Annotated in this window: 24 protein-coding genes and 1 pseudogene; 14 read left to right on the top strand and 11 right to left on the bottom strand. The window is 67.2% G+C overall.

Annotation, left to right across the window (positions count from 1 at the left end; translation table 11 throughout):
* From D0C15_RS27925 to D0C15_RS27915, 3 genes and pseudogenes are all read right to left on the bottom strand, one after another.
* Positions 1 to 137 (bottom strand): annotated as a pseudogene (locus D0C15_RS27925) (lipoyl synthase); the annotation flags it as partial.
* Positions 138 to 181: 44 nt separating this feature from the next.
* A complete protein-coding gene (locus tag D0C15_RS27920; RefSeq protein WP_116051101.1) occupies positions 182 to 1,153 on the bottom strand; it encodes an oxidoreductase in 972 nt (323 codons plus the stop codon).
* Between the two features lie 65 nt (positions 1,154 to 1,218).
* Complete coding sequence (locus D0C15_RS27915; RefSeq protein ID WP_116051100.1) at positions 1,219 to 1,746, bottom strand: hypothetical protein; 528 nt, start codon at positions 1,744 to 1,746, stop codon at positions 1,219 to 1,221.
* A 165-nt stretch (positions 1,747 to 1,911) separates the two neighbouring features.
* Here D0C15_RS27915 and D0C15_RS27910 point away from each other — a divergent pair, with 165 nt between their 5' ends.
* The 3 genes from D0C15_RS27910 to D0C15_RS27900 all read left to right on the top strand — a co-directional run bounded on the left by D0C15_RS27910 (position 1,912) and on the right by D0C15_RS27900 (position 4,447).
* Positions 1,912 to 2,505 carry a TetR/AcrR family transcriptional regulator gene (locus D0C15_RS27910; RefSeq protein WP_116051099.1) on the top strand — a complete coding sequence of 198 codons (594 nt, stop codon included), beginning with the start codon at positions 1,912 to 1,914 and terminating at the stop codon, positions 2,503 to 2,505.
* 39 nt (positions 2,506 to 2,544) lie between these two features.
* Positions 2,545 to 3,480, top strand: a complete 936-nt coding sequence (locus D0C15_RS27905; protein ID WP_116051098.1) for an LLM class F420-dependent oxidoreductase — start codon at positions 2,545 to 2,547, stop codon at positions 3,478 to 3,480.
* Positions 3,481 to 3,562: 82 nt separating this feature from the next.
* Positions 3,563 to 4,447, top strand: a complete 885-nt coding sequence (locus D0C15_RS27900; protein ID WP_116051097.1) for a sigma-70 family RNA polymerase sigma factor — start codon at positions 3,563 to 3,565, stop codon at positions 4,445 to 4,447.
* Here D0C15_RS27900 and D0C15_RS27895 read toward each other — a convergent pair.
* The 6 genes from D0C15_RS27895 to lpdA form a co-directional block, all read right to left on the bottom strand.
* Positions 4,441 to 5,019, bottom strand: coding sequence for a hypothetical protein (locus tag D0C15_RS27895; RefSeq protein ID WP_116051096.1), 579 nt, complete (start codon positions 5,017 to 5,019; stop codon positions 4,441 to 4,443). The two genes, D0C15_RS27900 and D0C15_RS27895, sit on opposite strands and share 7 nt — an antisense overlap.
* A 46-nt stretch (positions 5,020 to 5,065) precedes the next feature.
* Positions 5,066 to 5,839 (bottom strand): lipoyl(octanoyl) transferase LipB, encoded by a 774-nt coding sequence (lipB, locus tag D0C15_RS27890; RefSeq protein WP_245976310.1) that lies wholly within the window; start codon positions 5,837 to 5,839, stop codon positions 5,066 to 5,068.
* Positions 5,840 to 5,858: 19 nt separating this feature from the next.
* Positions 5,859 to 6,509: a phosphatase PAP2 family protein gene (locus tag D0C15_RS27885; protein ID WP_116051094.1), complete on the bottom strand. Its 651-nt coding sequence runs from the start codon at positions 6,507 to 6,509 to the stop codon at positions 5,859 to 5,861.
* Positions 6,506 to 7,390, bottom strand: coding sequence for a TIGR01777 family oxidoreductase (locus D0C15_RS27880; RefSeq protein ID WP_116051093.1), 885 nt, complete (start codon positions 7,388 to 7,390; stop codon positions 6,506 to 6,508). Before D0C15_RS27880 ends, D0C15_RS27885 begins: the two co-directional genes overlap by 4 nt.
* 68 nt (positions 7,391 to 7,458) lie before the next feature.
* Entirely contained in the window at positions 7,459 to 9,336 is a 1,878-nt protein-coding gene (sucB, locus tag D0C15_RS27875; RefSeq protein ID WP_116051092.1) for a 2-oxoglutarate dehydrogenase, E2 component, dihydrolipoamide succinyltransferase, read from the bottom strand.
* Between the two features lie 50 nt (positions 9,337 to 9,386).
* Complete coding sequence (lpdA, locus tag D0C15_RS27870) at positions 9,387 to 10,760, bottom strand: dihydrolipoyl dehydrogenase (RefSeq protein ID WP_116051091.1); 1,374 nt, start codon at positions 10,758 to 10,760, stop codon at positions 9,387 to 9,389.
* Between the two features lie 212 nt (positions 10,761 to 10,972).
* Here lpdA and D0C15_RS27865 point away from each other — a divergent pair, with 212 nt between their 5' ends.
* Entirely contained in the window at positions 10,973 to 11,335 is a 363-nt protein-coding gene (locus D0C15_RS27865; RefSeq protein WP_162830280.1) for an oxidoreductase, read from the top strand.
* A gap of 122 nt (positions 11,336 to 11,457) precedes the next feature.
* Here D0C15_RS27865 and D0C15_RS27860 read toward each other — a convergent pair whose 3' ends face one another.
* Both D0C15_RS27860 and D0C15_RS27855 read right to left on the bottom strand, forming a co-directional pair.
* On the bottom strand, positions 11,458 to 12,549 hold the full coding sequence (locus tag D0C15_RS27860) for an SMI1/KNR4 family protein (RefSeq protein ID WP_116051090.1): 1,092 nt from the start codon (positions 12,547 to 12,549) through the stop codon (positions 11,458 to 11,460).
* A gap of 10 nt (positions 12,550 to 12,559) precedes the next feature.
* Positions 12,560 to 14,065, bottom strand: coding sequence for a leucyl aminopeptidase (locus D0C15_RS27855; RefSeq protein WP_116051089.1), 1,506 nt, complete (start codon positions 14,063 to 14,065; stop codon positions 12,560 to 12,562).
* Positions 14,066 to 14,173: 108 nt separating this feature from the next.
* Between D0C15_RS27855 and D0C15_RS27850 the strand changes: the two genes are divergently transcribed.
* The 10 genes from D0C15_RS27850 (at position 14,174) to D0C15_RS27805 (ending at position 24,103) form a co-directional block, all read left to right on the top strand.
* Positions 14,174 to 15,121, top strand: coding sequence for a hypothetical protein (locus tag D0C15_RS27850; RefSeq protein ID WP_116051088.1), 948 nt, complete (start codon positions 14,174 to 14,176; stop codon positions 15,119 to 15,121).
* 163 nt (positions 15,122 to 15,284) lie between these two features.
* Positions 15,285 to 16,115 carry a nitrilase-related carbon-nitrogen hydrolase gene (locus D0C15_RS27845; protein ID WP_116051087.1) on the top strand — a complete coding sequence of 277 codons (831 nt, stop codon included), beginning with the start codon at positions 15,285 to 15,287 and terminating at the stop codon, positions 16,113 to 16,115.
* A 70-nt stretch (positions 16,116 to 16,185) separates the two neighbouring features.
* Positions 16,186 to 17,013, top strand: a complete 828-nt coding sequence (locus tag D0C15_RS27840) for a DUF6282 family protein (protein ID WP_116051086.1) — start codon at positions 16,186 to 16,188, stop codon at positions 17,011 to 17,013.
* Positions 17,014 to 17,280: 267 nt separating this feature from the next.
* Positions 17,281 to 18,090, top strand: coding sequence for an IclR family transcriptional regulator (locus tag D0C15_RS27835; protein WP_116051104.1), 810 nt, complete (start codon positions 17,281 to 17,283; stop codon positions 18,088 to 18,090).
* A gap of 37 nt (positions 18,091 to 18,127) precedes the next feature.
* On the top strand, positions 18,128 to 19,051 hold the full coding sequence (locus tag D0C15_RS27830) for an alpha/beta hydrolase (RefSeq protein ID WP_116051085.1): 924 nt from the start codon (positions 18,128 to 18,130) through the stop codon (positions 19,049 to 19,051).
* A 10-nt stretch (positions 19,052 to 19,061) separates the two neighbouring features.
* Entirely contained in the window at positions 19,062 to 19,709 is a 648-nt protein-coding gene (locus D0C15_RS27825; protein WP_116051084.1) for an ABC transporter permease, read from the top strand.
* Between the two features lie 22 nt (positions 19,710 to 19,731).
* A complete protein-coding gene (locus D0C15_RS27820; RefSeq protein ID WP_116051083.1) occupies positions 19,732 to 20,886 on the top strand; it encodes an ABC transporter ATP-binding protein in 1,155 nt (384 codons plus the stop codon).
* A 118-nt stretch (positions 20,887 to 21,004) separates the two neighbouring features.
* On the top strand, positions 21,005 to 21,685 hold the full coding sequence (locus D0C15_RS27815) for an ABC transporter permease (RefSeq protein ID WP_211323346.1): 681 nt from the start codon (positions 21,005 to 21,007) through the stop codon (positions 21,683 to 21,685).
* 22 nt (positions 21,686 to 21,707) lie between these two features.
* The gene (locus D0C15_RS27810; RefSeq protein WP_211323345.1) at positions 21,708 to 22,721 is read left to right on the top strand and encodes a glycine betaine ABC transporter substrate-binding protein; all 1,014 of its coding nucleotides are present in this window, start codon (positions 21,708 to 21,710) and stop codon (positions 22,719 to 22,721) included.
* Positions 22,722 to 22,777: 56 nt separating this feature from the next.
* Complete coding sequence (locus D0C15_RS27805; RefSeq protein WP_116051081.1) at positions 22,778 to 24,103, top strand: MmgE/PrpD family protein; 1,326 nt, start codon at positions 22,778 to 22,780, stop codon at positions 24,101 to 24,103.
* Positions 24,104 to 24,105 lie beyond the last annotated feature (2 nt).

The following is a 24,105-nucleotide window of genomic DNA, read 5'->3' as shown; positions in this document are numbered from 1 at the left end:
ACCAAACCCTTCAACTCCGTGAACTCCGGCCCCATCCGCACCCGAGTCCGAATCCACGACGGCTTCTTCTCAATCGGCGTCTCACTGTTACGAACCTCAAGCCGCAACAACTTCCGACCATCAGGAGATGCACTCACACAGCCAGCGTACGCCCGTCCCGCAGCGCGGGGCGGGCGGTGGTTCAGGCTGGATCGGGAGCGATGCCGGTCAGCCTCGCGGTGAGTTCCCACAGGCCAGAGCCGCTTTCCGCCGGAAGGGCGCGACGGAGCGGGGAGACGATGGTGGGGTGCCCGCGTAGCCCGCGCGGGCCGTCGGGCCCGACGTACTCGCCGCCGGCGACACCGGGCGCGGTCGCGGCGTACAGCTGGGGGAGCGTGCCCATTCGCGTGGTCTGCGCGAGGGCGAACTCACCGATGCGGATGCCGGTCCCCACCGCCGCCCGTACGATCCGGCTGCCATATGAACGAGCCATCGAGGAGCCGAGCTGGGACCGGGTGTAGCCGGGGTGCGCCGCGACACTGAGGATGTCGTCGCCGGAGACGCGGAGCCTGCGGTCCAGTTCGATGGCGAAGACCTGGTTGGCGAGCTTGGCCTGCCCGTAGGCGGCCGCGGGACTGTAGCGGCGGCGTTCGAAGTTGGGATCGTCGAGGTCGAGCCACCCGCTGCCGGCCGCGATACTGGACACGGTGACGATCCGAGGCCGTTCGCGCTCGCCCTGCGCGGCGCCGCGCAGGGCGGGCATGAGCAGCCAGGTGAGCGCCGCGTGCCCGAGATGGTTGGTGCCGAGCTGAGTCTCGAAGCCGTCCTCGGTGACACCACGGGGAGTGCCCATCACACCGGCGTTGTTGATCAGCAGGTCGAGCGAGTCCCCGGTCAGCTCGCGGGTCCGCTCGGCCGCATCACGCACGGAGGACAGGTCGGCGAGATCGAGCCGGACCAGTTCGGGTTCGGTCGCCGCCATCGCGGCGACCTCCCGCACGGCCTGCTCCCCGCGTTCCCGTGAGCGGCAGGCGATCAGCACCCTTGCGCCCCTCGCACCCAGCACCTGCGCCGTGCGCAGGCCCAGTCCGGAGTTCGCGCCAGTGACCAGCGCGGTGCGCCCGGACTGGTCGGGAATCTGGTCCTCCGTCCATTTCGCGCTCGTCGAAGCCATGCGGTCAGCTAACTACAGCTGCCTCGAGCACGCCATACCGGCCAGTAGTTCAGGGCGAGCGGAACTCAGCCCGCCGGGACCAGCATCCGCAGCAGGTGCCCGACGGGATTGCGCCGGCGTGCGGGCACCCGGCTTGGCGAGTGGTTGAGCAGCGCGACGAAGGCGGTGCCGATCTTGAGCACCTCGTCCGCAGGCTCGTGCGGATCGGCCAGCCCCGTGGTGATCGCCAGCATCCGCTTCTCCGCCTCGTCGAGCGGGCGCAGCTCGGGGTACCGGTCCAGGCTGGCGTCGAGCAGACGGTGCAGGGTGGCGTGTTCGCGCACAGCGCTGTGCCAAGCCCTCGTGACGGCGTCCACGCGGTCGGGTTCGCTTTCCGGAACGTCCTCGGGGCCGGCCAGTTCGGCCCGGAGGTGCCCGACCAGCAACTGGGTCCACTTGTAGTGCAGCGCCAGCAGCAGGTTCTCTCGCGAACCGAACGCCAGTTCGGCGCCTGGCACCTCGGCGAACGGGAGTTCCCCCTCCGGGTTCCGCCGGGCCAGCGTCAGGACGGTGTCGATGACATCACGACGTCGGTAGAAGTCGTTCCAGCTCATGGCTCATCCCCTCCATGAAATGTGACCCCTGGAATGGCAGGAGTCGGGTTCCGTGACCCGAGTCATACTGCGGGTTTGCGGCATACTCTCGGTACGGCCCTGATGTCGCCAACATACCATGAGTACGGGCTTCGTGATTGGCGTAAGGTTGTGAGCGTGGCGACAATGAAGTCAAGGCGGCTCGACTATTCCGAGTCCACTCGTGCCGCGCTGGTGGACAGCGCGGTGGACCTGTTCACCAAACGTGGTTACGCGGGTACCTCGCTGGACGAGATCGCGAAACGTGCCAGGGTCACCAAGGGTGCTCTGTACCACCACTTCAGCGGAAAGCAGGCTTTGTTCGAGGCTGCCTTCGATGCGGTGGAGACCCGGTTCCTCGAACGGCTGCACAAGATTCTCTCCGGGCCGGATTCGCCATGGGATCGCGCAATTAATGGTTTACGTGAATTTATCAAGAACTGTCTGGATCCCACATATCAACGAATAGTTATTCATGAGGCCCCGGTGGTGATGGGGTGGGAACGCTGGCGAGAGGCGGAGGACCAGTTCAGCTTCGGCCTTATCCGCAGCAATCTGCAGGCTCTGGTGGATGCGGGAGAGGTCGACGAGGTTCCGGTCGAGATCACCGCCAGGTTGCTGTTCGGCGCCCTGTCCTCGGCCGCCACGGCGATCGCGGGCTCGGCCGATCCGAAGAAGGTCGGCGCCGAGGTCGAAGCCGTGATCGTGCAACTGCTCAACCGCATCCGGCGCCCCGGTTAGGGGCAGCGGGAGTACGGCCGGGACGGCTACGCTGCGATTGTGGAACTGAGGATCTTCACCGAGCCCCAGCAGGGGGCCACATACGACGACCTGTTGCGCGCGGCGAGGACGACGGAGGACGCGGGATTCGGCGCGTTCTTCCGCTCCGACCACTACCTCAAGATGGGATCGGTCTCCGGCCTGCCCGGGCCCACCGACGCCTGGGTGACCCTGGCCGGACTGGCTCGGGAGACCTCGCGGATCCGGCTGGGCACGCTGGTCACCGCCGCGACCTTCCGGCATCCCTCGGTACTGGCGATCTCCGTGGCTCAGGTGGACCAGATGTCCGGCGGACGGATCGAGCTGGGACTGGGATCCGGTTGGTACGCCGACGAGCACACCGCCTATGGCCTGCCGCTGCCCGAGATCCGGGAGCGCTTCGACCTCTACAGCGAACAGCTGGCGATCGTCACCGGCCTCTGGGAAACCCCGGAGGGCGAGACGTTTTCCTTCGACGGCGAGCACTACCAGCTGTCCGAAGCCCCTGGCCTGCCCAAGCCCACGCAGCGGCCACGTCCGCCGGTGATCATCGGTGGCGGTGGCAAGAAGCGGACGCCGGCGCTGGCGGCCCGCTACGCCGACGAGTTCAACCTGCCGTTCACCGACCCCGATACGGCGTTGGCGCAGTTCGAGCGCGTTGATGCGGCGGCGAAAGCCGAGGGCCGGGACCCGAAGGAGATCATCCGCTCGACCGCTCAAGTCGTGGCGATCGGCCGCGACGAGGCCGAGCTGGCTCGTCGGGCGGAGTCGATCGGGCGAGAGGTCGACGAGTTGCGCGCCAACGGGATCGCCGGAAGCCCGGCTGAGGCCGTGGACCGGATCGGACAGTGGCGCGAGCGCACCGGCATCACCCGGCTGTACCTCCAGGTGCTCGATCTCGCCGATCTCGATCACGTCGAGCTCATCGCCACCGAGGTCATGCCGCAGCTGACCTGACACCGGCGAGGACCAGACGCGGCCCATTCTGCAGGCGATCCCGCACGGAACTAGTGACTCCCGCGAGGAAGGAACATCCGCCGTGGACGAGCGGGACCGGCTGGCGGAGCGTTTCGAGGAGCACCGGCCACGGCTGCGAGCGGTGGCCCACCGCATGCTCGGCTCGGTGAGTGAGGCCGACGACGCCGTCCAGGAAGCATGGTTGCGCGCTGCCCGCGCCGACACCAGTGAGGTCGAGAACCTCGCGGGTTGGCTGACGACGGTGCTGTCGCGGGTATGCCTGAACGTGCTGCGCTCCCGCCAGTCGCGGCGTGAGGAGCCGCTCGGCGACCACGTGCGGGACTCGGCAGTCAGCGGTGACGACGGGGCTGATCCCGAGCAGGAAGCGGTGCTCGCCGACTCGGTCGGACTCGCGCTGCTGGTGGTGCTCGACACGCTGGCACCGGCCGAGCGGCTCGCGTTCGTACTGCACGATCTGTTCGCCGTACCCTTCGACGAGATCGGCCCGATGCTCGAACGCTCACCGGCCGCGGCGAGGCAGCTCGCGAGCCGTGCCCGTCGCCGGGTCAAGGGAGCCACGCCGGTACCCGACCCGGACCTGACCCTGCAGCGTCGAGTCGTCGACGCGTTCCTGGCAGCCACCCGCGGCGGGGACTTCGAGGCGCTGGTCGGGTTGCTGCACCCCGGAGTGGTGCTGCGAGCCGACCGGTCGGCCGTTCCCACCCCCGAGCCCATCGTCGTCCACGGCGATCACACGGTGGCCAGGGGTGCGATGGGCGCCATGGAACGGGCGATGTCCAGCGAACCCGCGCTGGTGAACGGAGCGGTCGGGCTCGTGATGGCTCCGGCAGGACGTCTGCTCCTGGCGCTCAGCTTCACCTTCGCCGGGGGCACGATCACCGAGATCGACGTGATCGCGGATCCGGACCGTCTCAGCCGCCTCGATCTCGCGGTGCTCGACTACTGACCCAACGCTGGGTGCAAGACGATGGGTACCGGGTGACCGCCGAGCGCGGCCACGGAGCAGCGGATGCCGCTCTGGTTCGCATCGAGCACCCGCAGGTCATCCATTCCCAGCCGTGGAGATCGCCACGCGACGCCTTGGGGACCGACCGCGACGATGTCGGTGGAGCCGGCCAACAGCAACAGTGGCATACCTGCCACCGGCACGACCTGATTGACCTGCTCGTGCAAGAGCAGCGCGCCGGCCTCCGGCGCAACGGCCGCCAGCAGATATGCGGCGCCGTCCACCACGACGATCATCTGGTCAGGAGCTGGTGTGCCGAACACCCCATTCACCACACCGAGGCCACCTGCCGGGAACACGCCGACCCACTCGGGCGCGGAGAACGGCGTCACTTGCACGATCAGCGGAGTTCCCCACCGGAATACGGGATCCGCGACGACGCTGCCGTCGTGTTCGAAGCAGAATTCCGGACATGGCCAGTTCCCGTCACCGGGGAAGTCGGCCACCGCCTCCGCGTCATAATGCGGATCGAATGCGAGACGTCGGAACGTCCAACCGCCGCCGTCGCGCATCCCGTAGCCGCTCAGCCTCGAGTACGCCGTCTGCTGAGCGGTGCGCTCACGACCGCAGGGCGAAGGTGACGCCGGGAGCCGTGGGGGACTCCGGCGGCGTCGGCCTCGGCAGCCAGCGATCGTCACTGACGGGGAACTCGCCCTCCACCGCGGCGAGCACGGCGTCCCGTGCGAGGGGCAGCACCTCGGCCACGGTCACTTCCCTGCCCAGCTCGAAGCTGAGCGAGGTGACTCCCGCGTCCCGGATGCCGCACGGCACGATCTTGTCGAACGCGGCGAGGTCGGCGTTGCAGTTCAGCTCGAATCCGTGCATGGTCACGCCGCGCTGTACGCGAATTCCGATCGCGGCGATCTTGCGCTCGGGGCCGCGGTCGTCGGCGGGAATCCAGACACCGCTGCGGCCCTCGACGCGACCGGTTCTGACGCCGAACCGCTCGCACACGACAATCAGCGCCTCCTCGAGGCGCCGCACGTAGTGCACGACGTCGATCGGGTCGGCGAGCTTGAGGATGGGATAACCGACCAACTGGCCAGGGCCGTGCCAGGTGATCTTTCCGCCCCGGTCCACGTCGATCACCGGAGTGCCGTCGGTCGGCCGGTCCGCGGCTTCGGTGCGCTTGCCCGCCGTGTACACCGAGGGGTGTTCGAGCAACAGCATCGTGTCCGGACCCGCGCCGTCCGCACGGGCGACGGCATGCGACCGCTGCAGCTCCCACGCTTCCAGGTAGTCGATCGTGCCGACCTCCCTGACGTCGACAGGATCGGTGGTGGCGCGACAGGACCCGGTCGATGCGGTCGCCGATGCGTTTACAGCACTCACAGCACTCACAGCAGCGAGGTTACGCCGTTTCATGCCGGGCCGACACCGGGTCCCGGCCAGCGGACAGCAGCCCGAGCGCGGCGCTCGCGAGCAGCCCGACGCCGGTGACAGCGAGGACCGCGCCCACCGTGTCGGTGAACCAGTGCACGCCCAGGTACACCCGCAACGCCGCGCTGACCGCGGTGGCGACCAACGAGAATGCGACCGCGGTCCGCAACAGACGCGGTACGAGCCAGCCGCAGAGCAGAGCGAGCGCGAAGCACGCACTCGCCACCGAGACCACGTGACCGCTGGGGTAAGCGAGGTCGGGATACTCCCGTGGGCGCTGCCGGTCGAACAGCGGCTTGAATACGAAGCTCGTCGCCCTGCACAGGACGAGCACCACGAGGACCCGCAGCAGTAGGGTAGCTCGCTCGCGGTCCCCGGCCAGCCTTCGTCTGATGGCTGCCACCATCAGCGCCACGGCGAGCAGGACGGGGAGGATCGGGCCGAACGCGTCGCTGATCACCACCGCGACCGCACCCAGCGACGAACGCCACTGACCGTGCAGGGCGGACGCGATCGCGGCATCCAGCGCTGTTGGCTGCCGCCGGGCCAGGAGCCCGAGCGCGACGAACGCGACGAGGAGGCAGACGCCCGCCGGAGCGAACGCGAACGACCTTCGGCTCACAGTTCGTCGGCGAGGGCCGTGTCGAGGTCGGTGTGGGTGAACGCGAACCCGGCCTGCCGGAGCACGGCGGGTACCGCCCTCGGGCCGGTCAGGATCATCTCGTCGGCGGCTTCCCCGAGCGCGACTCGCAGCGCCACCCCCGGCACCCACCACGGCGCCGGGCGGTGCAGGGCGCGGGCGAACGCCTTGGTGAACTCACTGTTGGTCACCGGCTGCGGCGACGCGAGGTTTACCGGTCCACTGACCTCGTCGTTTTCCAGGGCGAATCGGATCGCGGCCACCTCGTCGGTGAGGCTGATCCACGGCATGTACTGCTCGCCGTCGCCAAGCCTGCCACCGAGGCCGAGCCGGAACAGCGGGCGCAGCGTGCCGAGCAGACCGCCCTTGCCGGTGAGCACCGGAGAGGTGCGCAGCAGGACAACCCGCGTCCCGGCCTGTGCCGCCGGCGCGGTGGCTGCTTCCCAGAGCACGCAGAGTTCGGCAAGAAACCCGGTGCCTGCCTTGTCCGACTCGTCGACGACGGCGCTGTCGGTGTCGCCGTAGTAGTTGATCCCGGACGCGTTGACCAAGATCGGTACGCCCTGCTGGGCGACCGCCTCCGCGAGCACCTCCGTGGGTTCCACCCTGCTGTCGGTGAGGACCTGCTTGCGCGCGTCGCTCCATCGGCCTGAGGCAAGCGGGACGCCGCAGAGGTTCACCACCGCGTCGACGCCGTCGAACGCGCCTTCCTCGATCCGGCCCGCGGGCGGGTCCCAGCTGACCTCGTCGGTCGCCGAGGTCTCCCTGCGCACCAGCCGCCGCACCTCGTGGCCGGCGGCGCGCAGCTCCTGAACGAGTGCCTGACCGATCAGGCCGCTGGCGCCGGCGATCAAGATTCGCATGAGAGCACCCTATGCGGAAACGACGAGGGGGCGCCCGCCGAGCGGACGCCCCCTCACCTGAACCTCTGTCAGAGCCCGAGCTCGTCCTCGAAGTTGCCCTCCTCGAGCCGCTGCTTGATCGTGGTGACGAAGCGACCGGCGTCGGCTCCGTCGATCAGGCGGTGGTCGTAGGTGAGCGGCAGGTACGACATCGACCGCACAGCGATGGTGTCGTTGCCCTCGGTGTCGGCGACCACCATCGGGCGCTTCACCACGGCACCCGTGCCGAGCATGCCGGACTGCGGCTGCACGATGATCGGGGTGTCGAACAGTGCGCCGTTGCTGCCGATGTTGGTCACCGTGAAGGTGCCACCGGTCAGCTCGTCGGGCTTGATCTTGTTCGTCCGTGCCCGCTGCGCCAGGTCGGCGATGCGGTGCGCGAGCCCGGCGAGGCTGAGCTCACCCGCGTCGTGGATGACCACCGAGAGCAGGCCGCGCTCGGTGTCCACGGCGATGCCGAGGTGAACGGCACCGTGGTAGGTGATCTCCTTGCTCTCCTCGTTGTACGAGGCGTTGACGTTCGGGTGCTGCTTCAGCGCCTCGACCGTCGCCTTCGCGAAGAACGGCAGGAACGTCAGGTTGACGCCCTCCCGCTCCTTGAAGGCCGCCTTCGCCCGCTGCCGTAGCCGGGCGATCTTGGTGACGTCGACCTCGTGCACCTGGGTGAGCTGCGCCGAGACCTGCAGCGACTCCCTGGTCTTGATCGCGGTGATCTGCCGGATGCGGTTGGCCTTCTGCACGGTGCCGCGCAGAGCAGCCTTCTCGGAGTCCGACACAGGCGCGGACGATGCCGCCGGCGCCGGGGCCTGTGCGGCGGGCGCGGGCGCCTGCTGCTGCGGCTCGGCGGCGGGCTGCTGCTTCTGCTTCGCGTCGACCGCGGCCAGCACGTCCTGCTTGCGGATGCGCCCGCCGACTCCGCTGCCGTTGAGGCTCGCGAGGTCGATGTCGTGCTCGGCGGCCAGCTTCCGCACCAATGGGGTGACGTACGGCGTGCCTGCGCCGTCGGTGTCCGCGGCGGCAGCGGGCGCAGGGGTGGCTGGCGCAGAGGCGGCGGGGGCAGCCTGAGCCTGCGGCTCGGGCTGCTTCGGCTGTGCCTGCTGCGGTTCCGGCTGCTTCGGCTGGGCCGGCTGGGACTGCTGGGCCGGCGCTTCCTGCTTGGGAGCTTCCTGCTTGGGAGCTTCCTGCTGGGGCTCTGCCTGCTCCGGCTGTTTGGGCGCCGGGGCCTGGTGCGCGGGCTGCGCGTTCTTGTCGCCGATCGTCGCAAGCGTGCCGCCGACCTCGACGGTCTCGTCCTCGTTCACCTCGATGGACAGGACGGTGCCTGCCACTGGCGAGGGAACTTCGGTGTCGACCTTGTCGGTGGAGATCTCCAGCAGTGGCTCGTCCACCTCGACCGAGTCGCCGACCTGCTTGAGCCACCGGGTGACGGTGCCCTCGGTGACACTCTCACCGAGCTCGGGCAGCTTCACCGGGGTGCCGGAACCGCCGGAGGAGCCGTTCCCGCTCGGTGCCTGCTGAGCAGGCTCCGGCTCGGGCTGGGCCGCCGGAGCGGGAGCTGCCTGCTCCTGCGCGGGCTGCTGCGGCGCCTCCTGCTGAGGCTGCTCCTGCTGCTGGGGCTGCTCCGACTGCTGGGGCTGAGCGGAACCACCCGCCTCGGCACCGCCGCCGGATCCGTCGTCGATGACGGCGAGTTCCCCGCCGACCTCGACGGTCTCGTCCTCCTGCGCGCTGATCTTCATTACGGTGCCGGCTACCGGGGACGGAACCTCGGTGTCGACCTTGTCGGTGGAAATCTCCAGTAGCGGCTCGTCCACTGCGACACTGTCACCCTCCTGCTTCAACCACCGGGTGACGGTGCCCTCCGTGACGCTCTCGCCGAGCTCCGGCAATGTGACGGAGTAGGCCATCGTTCGCTGACTCCCTTGCGTGTGGAAATTGATGACGTTGTTCTGCGGCGTCAGCTGTGCACGTGCAGCGGCTTGCCGGCGAGGGCAAGGTGTGCTTCGCCAAGAGCCTCGGACTGGGTCGGGTGTGCATGGATGAGGGGAGCGACGTCCTCGGGGAACGCCTCCCAGTTGTAGATCAGCTGTGCTTCGCCGATCAGTTCGCCGACGCGGTCGCCGACGAGATGCAGGCCGACCACCGGCCCGTCCGGTGCCTTCACCAACTTGATCGCACCGGAAGTCTTGAGGATCTGGCTCTTGCCGTTACCACCGAGATCGTAGGTGAACGTGGTCACATCCGCCCCGTAGCGCTCCTTGGCCTGCTCCTCGGTGAGTCCGACGGAGGCGACCTCGGGGTGGGAGTAGGTGACGCGGGGGATGCCGTCCTCGTCGATCACCCTGGGGTTGAGTCCGGCGATCTCCTCGGCCACGAAGATGCCCTGCTGGAACCCGCGGTGCGCCAGCTGCAGGCCGGGGACGATGTCGCCGACCGCGTAGACGTTGTCCAGGTTCGTGCGCAGGCGCTCGTCGGTGCGGACGAAGCCGCGCTCCATCGTCACGCCCGCTTCCTCGTAGCCGTGGCCCGCGGAGTTCGGTCCGCGGCCGACGGCCACCAGCAGCAGGTCGGCCTCCAGCGTCTCACCGGACTCCAGCGACACGCTCACGCCGTTGTCGTCCTGCTTCGCTCCGGTGAACCGCACGCCGGTCTTGAAGGCGATCTTGCGCCTGCGGAACGCGCGCTCGAGCTGCTTGGACGCGAACTCGTCCTCGTTCGGGACCAGCCGGGGCAGCGCCTCGACGATGGTGACGTCGACGCCGAAGGACGCCCAGACGCTGGCGAACTCGACGCCGATGACGCCGCCACCGAGCACGACGACCTTCTCCGGAACGTAGTCCAGCGCGAGGGCGTCCTCACTGGCGATGACGCGCCCGCCGAGCTCGAGGCCGGGCAGTGTCTTGGAGTACGAGCCGGTGGCCAGCAGCACGTTCTTGCCGGTGTAGCTCGTGCCGTCGACCTCGACCGTGGTGCCGCCCTTGTAGGTGCCGGTGCCCTCGACCAGGTTGACCTTATGGGCCTTGGCCAGGCCCTGCAGCCCCTTGTAGAGGCGCGCGACGATCGTGTCCTTGTACTTGTTCACGCCGGCGATGTCGATGCCCTCAAGGGTCGACTTCACGCCGAACTGCTCGCCGTCTCGGGCTGTGTCGGCGACCTCCGCCGCGTGCAGGAGGGCCTTCGTCGGGATACACCCGCGATGCAGGCAGGTCCCGCCCAGTTTGTCCTTCTCGATCAGGGTGACGGAAAGGCCCAGCTCGGCCGCGCGGAACGCCGCGGCATAGCCGCCCGATCCGCCACCAAGGATCACAAGGTCGGCGGAGGTGTCGGTCACTTCAGAACTCCTCGGCTGGCATCGGTGGTGCTCGTGGGGTGTTGCCCTGAGCCGTTCGGCCCCGCAACACTCCTCATCTTGTCACTATGTCCGCAGGCGTTGCGACTTGCCTTGGGGGAGGTCACGACCGGCCCCCGGACGGCGGCGGCGTGGCCTGGGGGATGCACGGGATAATGATCGTGGGCAGGGCCGAGGTCGAGATGAGAGGTGAGGTGGTCGAGGTGGGTCTTTTCGACTCGCTGCGCAGACGGCGCAAGAGCGGCGGCAAGGGCACCGGCAAGCCCGGTACGTTGCGTAAGGCAAGTTCGGCGGACACGCGTCACCTGGACGAATGGGCGGATACGCGCAAGGGCGTCGAGGGGTTCGTGGAGCCCAGGACGACCGTCACCGAGACCACCATCGTGTTGATCGCGCATGACGGCGAGTGGACGCGGCGCCGGATCGACAGCCTCGAGGCCGCGCAGCAGTTCGGCAAGAAGCGCTCGATGCCGATCTACGAGGTGGCGAAGGTCGGCTACCCCCAGCGGATGCGCGACTACACCGAGCGGCAGAAGCGGCGCCCCGGCAAAGCCTGAGTTCCCCAATGTGGCTTTGGGGAACTCAGACGTCCCCAATGTGGCATTCGGGAACTCAGACGTCCCCAATGTGGCATTGGGGAACTCCAACGTCCCAAACTCCGCATTCGCACCCGGCAGGATCACCGGCTCTCCTCCAGTAGCCGGAGGTGCTCCAGCAGTAGCGCGCGGAAGCCGCTGTGGACGGAGGTGCCGAGCACCTCGTCCCGTTCCACCGCGCGCCAGCCCGGGCCGGTCGGGACGAGAGTGATCACCGAGTACCCGCTAGCCGGGTCGCTCACCGTCACCGCGCCACCTGGTGCCGCGACGAGTTCCGCAGCGCCCAGCAGCCGGGGGAAGACCACGTCCGAGGGCAGCCCGTCACTGGTCAGCAGGAAGTCCCGGTAGTCGCTCGGCAATCCCGCCCCGAGCATTCGCTCCACCCGCTCCAGGTGTGCTGGATCGGCGGGGGGCGGCGCGGGCGCGCGCGCCTCGCGTGCCCGCAGCACCCGATCGATCAGCTCGGTCCAGTTCGCGGCGGGTGGGTCTGGCTGGAACCTCTCGCCGAGCGCTGCGACCAGCGCTCCCGCGCAGCCGGTTCCCCAGTCCGACGGCAGGCCGAGCGCGTCGGCGAGGACGCCCGAGCGCAGCAGCGGCACCAGGCTGCGGCTGCCGGCGAGCAGGGCGACGTCGGGTCGCGCCGTGCCCGAGGCGCGCTCGGCCCACCTGCCGACCGCCGCCACCGCGCCCCGCTCGTCCCCGGCCGTGGCGAGGGAGTCCGCCTCGGCGGCCAGTGCGCGCAGCGGATGCGGTGGCCGCCGCGTGTCGAGGGTCTCGGCGACCCCGGAGATGACCATGGCCGCCGTGCTGTCGCCGAGCAGTTCTCCGGGGAAGCCGGATTCACCCTTGACGAGATGGGCGCGGTGTTCCTGCTCCGCCGCGTCGAGGTCCAGCGGAGTGAGCGAGCGCGCCCAGTCCGGTGGCGTGTCGCGTCCCTCGATCAGCATCGCCCACGCCCGCGCGCGCAGCGCGTCGGTGGCGAGCAGGTCGGCCGCGGGTTGCTCGGTGAGCGCACACCAGCGGCCGACCAGCCGGTCCGACTCCGCGGTAGAGCCGGTGGCCGCGAGTAGCAGGGCCGCGTGGCCGACGGCGGCGCCCGCCAGGGCGTGCTCGGCGGTGAGCACGTCCCTGGTGAGCGCCTCGAGGTACTCCTCGGCAGGCCAAGTCCCGCTCATGCGGTACGAATCAGCCGTTGTCGGCGATGTCCGCCAGAACCGCGGCGATGGTGCGCACCGGCACGCCGGTACCGCCCTTGCCGGTGTAGCCCCACGGCCCCGAGGTGTTGTACGAAGGGCCCGCGATGTCGATGTGCACCCACGGAAGGTTCTCGGCGACGAACTCACGCAGGAAGATCCCTGCCGCGAGCATCCCGCCCCACCGGCTGCCGGTCACGTTGGCGAGGTCGGCGAGCCTGGAGTCGAGTTCGCCACGCAGCTCCTCGGGCAGCGGCATCGCCCAGCCGCCCTCGCCGGTTGCCCTGGCGATACCGGCGACCCGGTCGCGGAACTCGTCGGAACCCATGATGCCCGCGGTGCGGTTGCCGAGCGCGACGATCTGCGCGCCGGTGAGGGTGGACGTCTCGATCAGGTAGTCGGGCTCGTCCTCGGCCGCGCGCACCATCGCGTCGGCCAGCACCAGCCTGCCCTCGGCGTCGGTGTTGAGCACCTCGACCGTTTTGCCGCCGTACATGCTCAGCACGTCGCCGGGCCGGTACGCGGTGGACGAGGGCATGTTCTCGGCGAGCGGGATGGTCGCGGTCACCTCGAGCGGGTACTTCAGCTTGGCCGCGAGCACCACCGAGGCGAGTACCGCCGCCGCACCGGACATGTCCGAGGTCATGTTGTCCATGTTCGCGGCCGGCTTGATCGAGATGCCGCCGGTGTCGAACGTGATGCCCTTACCGACCAGTGCGATCTTCTTCTTGGCCTTGGCGCCGCGGTAGGTCACCCGGACCAGCCTTGGCAGCCGCGAGGAGCCGCCGCCCACACCGAGGATGCCACCGAATCCCTTGCGCTTGAGCGCCTTCTCGTCGAGCACCTCGATCTCGAGGCCACCGGCTTCAGCCAGCTTCTTCGCCCGCTCCGCGAAGGAGGCGGGGAAGAGGTCGTTCGGCGGCGTGTTGATCAGGTCCCGCGCGACGAGCACCGACTCGGCGATCGCGGTCGCAGCCTTGAGCGCTGCCTTGTGCTCCTTCGCGGTACCGGCTTCGGGGCTCGCGACATCCACTGTGGACACCGGGCCGTCGCCGGGTGCGGACTTGTACTCAGTGAAGGAGTAGGCGCCGAGAACGGTACCTTCCACCGCGCCCTGCAAGTCCACAGCGGACAGCGTCGTCAGTGCCCTGCCGGTGCCGGCGAGTGCGCGAGCCGACGCGCCCGCGGCGCGGCGGACCTGTTCCTGGCTGATCGCGCCGTCCGCGTCCCGCTTGCCGAGGCCGACGGCGAACACGACCTTGGCAGGCAGCTTGCCCATGGTCGGCAGCTTCACGACCTCCTCGGCCTTGCCGGAAGCGCCGAGGGCGCGGAGGGTGTCGGCGGTGCTGCCGTCCAGTGCGGAGTCAAGGGCGTCCGTGCCGGCCGCGAGTTCGACGCCGTCGGTGCCTTGGACCGTGCCGATCACGATGACGTCGGCCTTGGTCTTGGCGAGAGCGGCCTCGCTGTTGTCGGAAAGGGCAAGCTTGGGCACGGTCACTTCTGGCTCCTCGCGCGTTCGCATCGGCACTGATGTGGGCGGGCGGTTGTCCCGCCGCATCGTGAGCCATGCTAATGACGACGTTGGTCGGCAGGGGAGGTAGGGCGGGTGCTCGGGCGAGTCGCGGCGTTCATCCCGATCACCATCGCGGTCGGCGCGGCGGGCGCGGGCTGGTGGTTGTTGGGTGGGCTGCTGCTCGCCGCGGCGCTCGCGTACTGCGTGGACCGAGGGGGCCTGCTGGCGTCGTCGCCTGCGGATCCGCAGGCCGGACCCCAGGTGGGGACAGCGTTGCGCACGGCGTCGAGCGTCGCTGTCGTGTCGGTGTGCGCCGCAGTGTTCGGGGCGTACGTCGTGCCAGAAATCGGCTGGGTGGGCCCAGCCGTCTTGGTGCTGCTGGTCACGGCTGCGCGGGTGGCCGGAGTGACGATCCACCCCGTTCTGCTGCGGTGGGGGGCAGGTCTGTTGCTGGTGGCGGCCTTGGCGTTCGTCGCGCTCTGCGTCGCCGTCGAGCCGCCGTCGGGATACATCCCGGAGAGTGGGCCAGGCCCTTTCGGTGTGCTGTTCGCCGCTGCGGTGGCGTTTCCCATGTTCGCCGGAGGTGGGGGCGTGCTCCGGTCGTGGCGGCTGTGGCTGGCCGCCGGACTGGGGCTCGCCGTAGCGGGTGCGGCGTTATACCAGCTCGGGCCGATCCGGCTGGGACTTTCGCCGACATCGTTGCGCGACGTTCTCGCCGCTGCCGACGCCCAGTTCTTGCAGTCCGCGTTGGCTGTCGTCGTCGCGCTGGCGACGGTGGCGACGGCACTCGGAGGGGGTTACTCCGCGATCTCCGGAGGCCTGCGTCAGCGAGCCGTCACGGTGCTTCCGCTGGGGCTCGCGGCCGTCCTGCTCGCGGACCTGCTGGGCCCGGCGGGGACGCTGGTGCTGGCCACGGTTCTGGCGCTCGCGGAAGTGGCGGGCGCGGTCGTGGTCAGTCGGTCGCGCACACCGATCGAGGTGGTAACCGGGGCACTGGTGACGTTGCTACTCGCAGGTCTCTCGGTACCTTTCCTGACGTGAGTCAGACCGCGCTGACCTGTACTCGATGGTGCAAACGCCAGGCACGTCCCGTCGGTTGTCGCGTGTGCAACTCTTGTTGTCGAGCTTGTTCGGCGCGGGTATACCTACGTTTTCATGCGTCGGCGTCGGCGCGCAGGCGAGTTGGCGGACGGAGTGTGTATCTGTGCGAGTTGCGATGGCGCAAGTGGATTGTCGGCTCGGTGCGGTCGACGAGAACATTGCCGAGGCAGAGCGGACCGTCAAGGAGGCGGCCGCCGAGGGGGCGGACCTTGTTGTTTTTCCCGAACTCAGCGTGAACGGCTATGCGTTGGGGACGGTGGAGGACAGTTCGTTGTCGGCGAACGATCCGCGCCTGCTCGCCTTGTCCCGCTTAGGCCCGGATGTCGTGGTTGGCTTTCACGAGGACGGCCGGCTGCGCAGATTCAATGCCGCGGTGTATCTGTCCGATGGCGAGGTCGTGCACGTCCACCGCAAGCTGTACCTGCCGAATTACCTGAGCTGGGAAGAGCGGAAGCACTCAAGTCCTGGCCAGGCCATCCGGGCCTTCGACACAAGGCTCTCCCGGATGGCTACGTTGATTTGCAACGACGCGTGGCAGCCGATGTTGCCGTGGCTGGCCGCGCATGACGGCGCGGAAGTCATGCTGGTGCCGACGAACAGCGCCGAGGGACTGGCTCCGGGCTCGGTTGACACTGCCCAGTACTGGTCGGATCTGCTGCTGTCCATTGCGCGGCTGCAACAGTGCTGGGTGGTGTTCGTGAACCGGGTGGGCGAGGAGTCGGGAGCGCGGTTCTGGGGTGGTTCGCGTGTCCTCGATCCGTGGGGAAGGGTTGTCGCCCAAGCGCCGGTGGGAGAGTCCTCGCTTACGGTCGTGGATCTCGACCTCACACAGGTACGTCGTCGCCGCCGTGAACTTCCGTTGCTGCAAGAGGCACGGCTGGGCTTGGTCGCGCGTGAGGTGCAGCGTCTCATCGCGGAGGGTGCCGACAGCTGAGCCCGCGGCCCGTCGTGCTTATACAGCAACTCTGGTTGCCGCAGAAGCGCTGGCCGGTCAGCCTGGCTTGATGTTCGACCTCCACGTACATGCCGCGCCGGACGTTGTGGCGCGGCGCGCTGACGACATCGACACCGTCGCTGCGTATGAAAGGGCTGGATACTCGGGCTGTGTGCTCAAGGGACATTACGAGTCGACCGTAGGCAGGGCCCACGCTGCGGGGCGAGGCCGTTCGATGGCGGTTTACGGCGGGATCGCGCTCAATCAGCACACCGGCGGAATAAACCCCGCTGCCGTCGCGGCCGCGTTGTCCGCGGGCGGGCGTGTGGTGTGGATGCCGACCGCCGACGCCCACACCCAGGAAGCAGCGGGCCTGCCCCGCCTGTGCGGTCCACCTTCTCGGCTGGGGCGGCATTCGTACGGTGTGCCGCCGTTGGAAGTGAACGTCGAGGACTCGGTACGCGAGGTGTGTCGCCTCGTGGCCGAGGCGGACGCGGTGCTGGCTACCGGACATCTGAGCACCGACGAGGTCTGCTGGTTGCTACCGGTGGCTCGCGAATGCGGGGTTCGCAGGTTGTTACTGACTCACCCCAGCTACACGGTGCCGGCCATGTCCGGCCAGCTGGCTGCCCAACTGTGCGCCGATGGCGCGTTCGCTGAGATCACCGCTTTCCAACTGCTGCACCAGCCGACGGCCACATCGGCGGTGCTTGCCGCGTTTGTCCGTGAAGTCGGTTTGGAGCACGTCGTACTGTCGTCCGACGCCGGACAGCCGGATTCTCCGCCGGCCCCTCAGGCGCTGGAACAGCTCATCGACGCGCTCGCCGAACAAGGCCTTGATCGCGGTGCCCTTCGTGCGTGCGCGGGAGAGCTCCCGGAATCACTTGTCGTGCCCTGAGCGGAAAACGCTGCACGAAAAGCTTGACCTGGACGTGCCCGGTTGGTCCGCTCGTTGCAGGAAACCGTCCGCGAACCGTCGCGTGCGGGAAACGAGTGCTGCCGACCCTGCGGGCCGTCCGAGCCGGATGAGCTGGCGTTCGCTGATGGATTCAGCTGCCTGATCCAGGTCGAACCCGATTGGCACTGAACACCAAGTCATAGATCAGGGTTGCATATCCAACAACAACGGTTGCGATGCCAGGTGAGTGATCCCACTATGTTTTCCATGCCAAGCGAGGGATCGTCCAGTGTGCACCGTGCCATCGCGGTACTCCTGGCGCTCGGCGAGGATGAATCCACTGAACAAGGCAGCGTCGGTGTCGTGCAGATCGCCCGCCGTGTGGGGCGGGAGAAGAGCCAGGTATCCCGAACGCTCAAGGTGCTCGCCGAGGCCGGGCTGGTGGATCGTGACCCCGACACAATGGGGTACCGATTGGGCTGGCGGCTGTTCACCCTCGCCGCGAATGCCGCCGACCAACGGCTGCTGGCCAGTGCTCCTGCGGTACTGCGTCGAATGGTCGCCGCTAGCGGGGAACGCGCCCACCTCAGCGTTCTCGAGCAGGGCGGTGTGCTCACCGTGCTGTCGCGGAGTCCGTTGCGCGCGGTTCAGACGGCGGGCTGGGTGGGACGTCTGGTTCCCGTGCACGTCACCTCCTCCGGGCGGGCCTTGCTGTTCGACCACGAACCCGACGACGTCCGCGAGATGCTGGCCGATGCGGATTTCAGCATTGTCGGCCCCGGAGGTGCACGCAGTGTCGAGGAGTTCCTCGAACGGCTGGAGGAGGCGCGAGTTCGCGGTTACGTGCTCAGTAATGAGGAGTTCGAACCAGGTCTGGTCGCCGCCGGAGCACCGGTGCGCGATGCGCAGAACCGAGTGATCGCCGCATTGAATGTCTCCGCGCCGAAGTTCCGCCTGGGACGACGCCTGCACAAGACGGGGCGGCTGGTCGCGGCAGCCGCACAGGAACTGTCCGCGGAAGTGTCCGGCCGCAGTTCGCGGTCGGCCGAAGTAAAGAACCGTGCAGTGGATTCCTGACAGAACCGCTGAACAGACAACATCGAAATGAGAAACCATGACTGTACGAACCATGCCATTTTTCAGCAGCGGATACCGGCTCGACGCCGATCTGCACCTGCCCGATGACGGCGGGGCGGGCGCTCCGTATCCGGTCGTGATCCCGGCTTCCGGCTTTCAGGGACTGAAGGTGATCCATCCTGAACGATTCGCCCGCGCACTGACCGCGCTCGGCTACGCTGTGCTCGCGTTCGACTATCGCGGTTTCGGGGAAAGCGAGGGAGAGCGGGGCCGGCTCGTACCCCAGGAATGGGCCCAGGACGTGCGCGCCGCCGTAGACAGGGTGTGCGTGGAACCCGACCTCGATGCCGGCCGGGTGTCCTTGCTGGGGTGGGGTCTGGGTGGCGGCGTCGTGGTCGCCGCCGCGGCCGACGATCCGCGAGTGCGTGCGGTCGCGGCCGTGAACGCCGTCGCCGACGGCAACCGTTCGACACGCAACATGCATGACGAGGACTCCTGGCGCCGCCTGCTCGAGCGGATTGCCGCGGATCGGGGTCGGTGCGCGACGTTCGGCCGTTCGGAGATCACCTCGCCATGGGACATCGTGCGGCTGGATCTCGACGACAAGACTGACGGCTACGTTGGTGAGGAGTTGTACAAGGCGCCCGGTTTCGGCGCAGGTGTCAACCTGGAATCCGCCGACTACCTACTGCGCTTCAGCCCAGAAACGGTTGCCCACCGCCTCGCTCCGCGGCCGGTTCTGATCGTGCACGGGGAGGAGAATCGGCTGCACCGCCCTGAAGAAGCACGGGCGCTGTACGCCCACGCCGACGAACCCAAGGAGCTCATCCTGCTCGACGGGGTCGGCCACACTGAATGGATGTTCGACGAGCACCCCGTTTTCCGTGGCCTGGTAGACCACCTTGACCGCTTCTTCGTCGAGTCACTGGAACTGCCTCGCATGAGGTCGTCGGTCGGCTGAGTGGGGTGACATGAGCTTCGCGGAGTATTTTCTTTCCAATTACTCACAGGTGCTGGACGCGACGCTGGCGCACGCGGCCCTCGTGCTCGAAAGCCTGGCCCTGGCTGTTCTGATCGCGGTGCCGGTGGCGGCACTCACCTACCGCACCGGTACCCCCAGGGCGGTGGCCGTCGGCACGGCCGCGTTGCTGCTGACCATTCCGTCCTACGCGCTGTTCGGCTTGCTCATCGCGCCACTCGGCCTCGGCAGCGCCCCGGCGATTGTGGCGCTCACGCTGTACGGGCTGCTTCCCGTGGTACGCAACAGTATTGTCGGTCTTCGCGAGGTTGACACCGCGGTTGTTGAATCGGCCCGTGGGATGGGGATGAATCGGTTACGACTGTTGCTCACCGTCGAACTGCCCATCGCCTGGCCGGTGATCGTCGCCGGCCTCCGGGTGGCTGCCCAGTTGCTACTCGGTATCGCGGCCATCGCCGCCGCCGTCAACGGCCCCGGTCTGGGCAACCTGATCCTGGATGGTCTGTCCAAGGCAGGCACTCCCTTCGCTGTCTATCTGACCTTGGAGGGGATAGCGGGGATCGTGGTCCTGGCCGTTCTGTTCGACCTGGCCTTCGTCGCACTCAACCGTCTTACGACATCGAGGGGGATACGTGACTGATCGAACTCAACCGGAGGACCCAATGATCCGGCTCGAAAAGCTCACCAAGTCCTATCCTGGCCAAGAGCGGCCCGCGGTGGACGGACTGGACCTGGAGATCCCGGCCGGGGAAATCGTGGTTTTCCTCGGCCCCTCGGGGTGTGGCAAGACCACCACCATGAAGTTGATCAACAGGCTGATTGAGCCCACTTCCGGCCGAAGCTACCTGGATGGCGAGGACGTAACCAAGGTCGATCCGGACCAGCTTCGCCGCAAGATCGGCTACGCGATCCAGCAGACCGGCTTGTTCCCGCATCGTACGGTGGCGGAAAACATCGCCACCGTACCGAAAATGCTTGGTTGGAGCCGTCAACGAATCAATAATCGGATTGACGAGTTACTCATCATGGTGGGACTCGAACCCGAGATCTACCGGAACCGTCACCCCAAGCAGCTTTCCGGTGGCCAGCAACAGAGGGTCGGCGTGGCGAGGGCATTGGGCGCAGATCCGGCCGTGATGCTGATGGACGAACCCTTCGGTGCCATCGACCCGCTCACTCGCGAGAGTCTGCAGAACGAGTTCCTCCGCATTCAGGCTGAGTTGCGCAAAACAATCGTGTTCGTGACTCATGATATTGACGAAGCGATCAAGATGGGCGACCGTATCGCCATATTTGCCGAGGGCGGTCGAATCGCGCAATTCGACACACCAGAAAAGATTTTAACCGAGCCGGCCAATAATTTCGTGGCCGACTTCGTCGGCTCCGGTGCTTCGATAAAACGCCTCACTCTTAGTCGTGTCGGTGACGTCGATATACCGTCGTGGCCAACTGTGCGGCAGGACGCGGGGCGGGACGAACGGCTCGCGGCAGTGCGTGCGAGCGATCGCGACTTTCTGCTCCTTCTCGGTCCGCACGGGCAACCGACAGGCTGGCTACCCGTTGAATCCAGCCGTCACGAGGCACAAGTGCTCAGCCCCGGGCTGCCGGTTCTCTCGACCATCCAGCCGAACGATTCGTTGTTCGCCGCACTGGACCAAATGCTGTGCACCAACTCGTCCGCCGCGGTGGTGGTCGACGAGTCCGGCGCTTACCGCGGTGCACTCGACATCAATACCATCCGGACCCTGATTCACACTGACAAGGTGACGGCGCGTTCAACACTCGCAGGCAAGTCATCGGGCTCGGGAGAGCAGTGAGATGGTTACACCGCCCCGTTTAGAGAATGTCCCGACATCACGCCGGTCAGCACCCGGCGGTTTTCCTGGATCCCGCGGCCCGGCACGCTATTTGGTCCGTCCCGCACTGCTCGCCTGCGTGCTCGTCGTGCTTTATTTCGCCGTCTCGGCCCAGCAGCTCGACATGATCGAGCAGCGAAGCCTCAACGCGGAGTACATCTTGAGTAGGACGCTCAAGCATATCGAACTCACTGGCGTCGTATCGGTGCTGATCCTGCTGATCGCCATCCCGGTGGGTGTGCTACTCACGCGTGAACGCTTCCGCCGCTGGTCCGGGCCGGTACTCGCGGTGGCCAACATCAGCCAGGCGATCCCGTCCGTCGGATTGATCGTGCTGTTCGCGGTGGGATTCATCGCGCTCGACGTGAACGCGATCGCGGTCATCGCTTTCGTGCTTTACGGCATCCTGCCGGTGATGCGCAATACCATTGCCGGGCTGCAACAGGTTGATCGCTCGGTCATCCAAGCCGCGTGCGGTATGGGCATGACAAAAAAGGGAATTCTTTTCACGATTGAACTTCCACTGTCGGTGCCGGTGATGCTTGCCGGTGTGCGCACGACGTTGACCATCACCGTCGGGACTGTCGCCCTGGCCACGTTCGTCGGCGCGGGCGGCCTCGGTGACATCATCTCCAACGGTATCGCGTCCAACCGCAATCTCGTCCTGGCTACCGGGAGTGTCATCGTCGCCGTTCTCGCGTTGCTCTTGGACTGGCTTGCCGGTATTGCGGAAGACATTCTTCGACCTGAAGGTGTCTGACCCCGGCCATACACGACCACGATTGGATTTCGCTGTGTCTCCAACACACACCGGGTGGCAACGGCTGCTCGCGGCGGGGTTGTCGGTGCTGGCCGTGGCGACCGGCTGTAGCGCGCCTGCCCACGATGCGGTGACGCCCACGGCAGAAACGCTCGCCGGCGGGACAATCGGCAAGGACATCGACTTGTCCGGTGCCCAATTAGCGGTGGGATCGAAAGAATTCACCGAACAGAAGATACTCGGCAAGATAATGCTCTATTCGTTGCAGGCGGCGGGAGCAACCGTCATGGATCGGACAGGCCTCAGCGGATCCAACATCGCACGTACCGCCTTGAAAAATGGCGACATCGACATGTACTGGGAATACGCGGGTACCGGCTGGTCCTTGTTTCTCAAGAACGAAAAGCCGGTCGTCGGCATGCGGGAGCAATTCGATGCGGTAGCGCGAGAAGACGAAACCCGAAATCAGATCACCTGGTTGGGTCCGGCAAAATTTGGCAACCAGTACGCCGTTGCACGTCGCAGCGACGCAACCGGGCCGCTCGCCGAAGTGCACTCGCTGTCGCAACTGCGAGACCACTTCCGGCAGTATCCCGATGAGGCCACATTTTGCGGCGCTGCGGAGTTCCTCGACCGTGAGTTCGCCGGTTTTCAGAACGCGTACGACATACGGTTTCCTACGTCGCAGGTCTATCAAAACGACTTTGCGCTCAACTTCGTCAATGCGGCGAAGGGCAGTCCGTGCAACTTCGCGGAGGTATTCACCACGGATGCTCGAATCAAATCTTTGGATCTAAAAGTTCTGCGTGACGATCGAAACTACTTTTTCACCCAGCTCGCCGGGCTCACAGTGCGCTCGGAAACGCGTGAGAAGTACCCGCAGCTGGGAGAGTTGGCGCGGCGCCTTGGATCGGCCCTCACGGAGGACACCGTCATCGAGCTGAATTCGATGGTCGACCTGGATGGTGCGACAGCCGACCAAGCTGCACTGCATTTTCTGCGCACCCGGGGTTTTATCGCGAATCCATCCGTTTGACCTGTGCGCGAGCGCCGGGTTCCCGTTACCGCCGCACGTAAGATTCAGAGGTTGGCATGTCGAAGAACGTTCATCGTTTCATTCACGAGCTCAACTTCGCCGATTTGCCGTCCGGCGTGGTCGAGCAGGCCTCGCGGTGCGTGCTCGACCTGGTCGGGGTCGCTGCGGCGGGAAGTGCCACCGAACTGTCCCGGATCGTCCGTGATCACGCCGCGAACAACTTCCTCGGCGCCGGCGGGCATGCCCGGTTGTGGTTCGACGGCCGGGCTGTCAGCCCGGCCGGCGCGGCATTGGCCAACGCTTCAACAATCGATGCCATGGACGGCCACGATGGCCACAGACTCACGAAGGGACATGCCGGGGTGGCAGTACTCCCGGCCGCCGTCGCCGCGTTGGAGGGCTCGGCCTCGGCCACGAAGGGCGACTTGTTGACAGCCCTTGTGGTGGGCTACGAGATTGCGACTCGTGCCGGAATCGCGCTGCACGATACGGCTGGCGACTATCACAGCTCCGGCACGTGGAACGCGCTCGGCAGCGCCGCAGTGGCGGCTCGTGGTTTCGGTCTCGGCCGTACCGCGACCGAACACACGCTCGGCATCGCCGAGTACCACGCTCCCCGTGCTCCTATGATGCGATGTATCGACCATCCCACGATGATCAAAGACAGCTCCGGATGGGGCGCGCAAGCAGGTGTGTCCGCGGCGTTGCTCGCGGCCGAGGGCTTCACCGGAGCTCCGGCTGAGCTCCTGGCCGATGGCTCCGGCTCCGCCATGTGGGACGATCTGGGAGACCGGTGGATGGTGCTGGAGCAGTACTTCAAACCGCATTCCGTATGCCGGTGGTCCCATCCCGCGATCGAGGCCACGATAGATCTGGTACGTCGACATTCCGTCGAGCCGGGCGAGATCCGGCTCATCGAAGTCGGCACCTTCGCCGCGGCAGCAAGGCTTGCCACGAGAATTCCGCACACGACGGAGCACGCTCAGTACAGCCTGCCCTTTCCGGTCGCGGTCGCCGCTGTCCACCGCGCGGTACCTCCACGGGTCATCGCGTACCCGCACCTCGTCGACGCGCAAGTGCATCGCCTTGTTGAGGGCATGCGTGTGCACGAGTCCCCGGCGATGACCGAGGTGTTCCCGGCACGCAGAGAAGCCGAGGTGACGCTGGTTCTGAATGACGGACGCCGGATATCCAGCGGGCCGACGACCGCGATCGGGGACCCGGACCGGCCCTTGTCCACGGCCGCACTGGTCGAGAAATTCCGCGACGGCGTAGGACCAGTCGTCGGTGAAGACCGCGCGGAGCTCCTCCTTGCGCGACTGAGAACCGACGAGGCCTGCTTGCTGAACGAGCTGGTCGACGAGATGTGCCGGCCAGGCTGACC

The organism is Amycolatopsis palatopharyngis, assembly GCF_003385185.1.
GTDB lineage: Bacteria > Actinomycetota > Actinomycetes > Mycobacteriales > Pseudonocardiaceae > Amycolatopsis > Amycolatopsis palatopharyngis.
The sequence above is the reverse complement of the archived record's forward strand: the minus strand, read 5'-3'. Positions and strand labels throughout refer to the sequence as shown.

Bases quoted from the DNA above. Each gene is read 5' to 3' on its own strand.
- D0C15_RS27920 (WP_116051101.1), bottom strand. From the start codon at position 1,153: ATGGCTTCGACGAGCGCGAAATGGACGGAGGACCAGATTCCCGACCAG.
- D0C15_RS27915 (WP_116051100.1), bottom strand. From the start codon at position 1,746: ATGAGCTGGAACGACTTCTACCGACGTCGTGATGTCATCGACACCGTC.
- D0C15_RS27910 (WP_116051099.1), top strand. From the start codon at position 1,912: ATGAAGTCAAGGCGGCTCGACTATTCCGAGTCCACTCGTGCCGCGCTG.
- D0C15_RS27895 (WP_116051096.1), bottom strand. From the start codon at position 5,019: ATGCGCGACGGCGGCGGTTGGACGTTCCGACGTCTCGCATTCGATCCG.
- D0C15_RS27880 (WP_116051093.1), bottom strand. From the start codon at position 7,390: ATGCGAATCTTGATCGCCGGCGCCAGCGGCCTGATCGGTCAGGCACTC.
- sucB (WP_116051092.1), bottom strand. From the start codon at position 9,336: ATGGCCTACTCCGTCACATTGCCGGAGCTCGGCGAGAGCGTCACGGAG.
- D0C15_RS27860 (WP_116051090.1), bottom strand. From the start codon at position 12,549: ATGAGCGGGACTTGGCCTGCCGAGGAGTACCTCGAGGCGCTCACCAGG.
- D0C15_RS27840 (WP_116051086.1), top strand. From the start codon at position 16,186: ATGTTCGACCTCCACGTACATGCCGCGCCGGACGTTGTGGCGCGGCGC.
- D0C15_RS27835 (WP_116051104.1), top strand. From the start codon at position 17,281: ATGCCAAGCGAGGGATCGTCCAGTGTGCACCGTGCCATCGCGGTACTC.
- D0C15_RS27830 (WP_116051085.1), top strand. From the start codon at position 18,128: ATGACTGTACGAACCATGCCATTTTTCAGCAGCGGATACCGGCTCGAC.
- D0C15_RS27825 (WP_116051084.1), top strand. From the start codon at position 19,062: ATGAGCTTCGCGGAGTATTTTCTTTCCAATTACTCACAGGTGCTGGAC.
- D0C15_RS27820 (WP_116051083.1), top strand. From the start codon at position 19,732: ATGATCCGGCTCGAAAAGCTCACCAAGTCCTATCCTGGCCAAGAGCGG.
- D0C15_RS27805 (WP_116051081.1), top strand. From the start codon at position 22,778: ATGTCGAAGAACGTTCATCGTTTCATTCACGAGCTCAACTTCGCCGAT.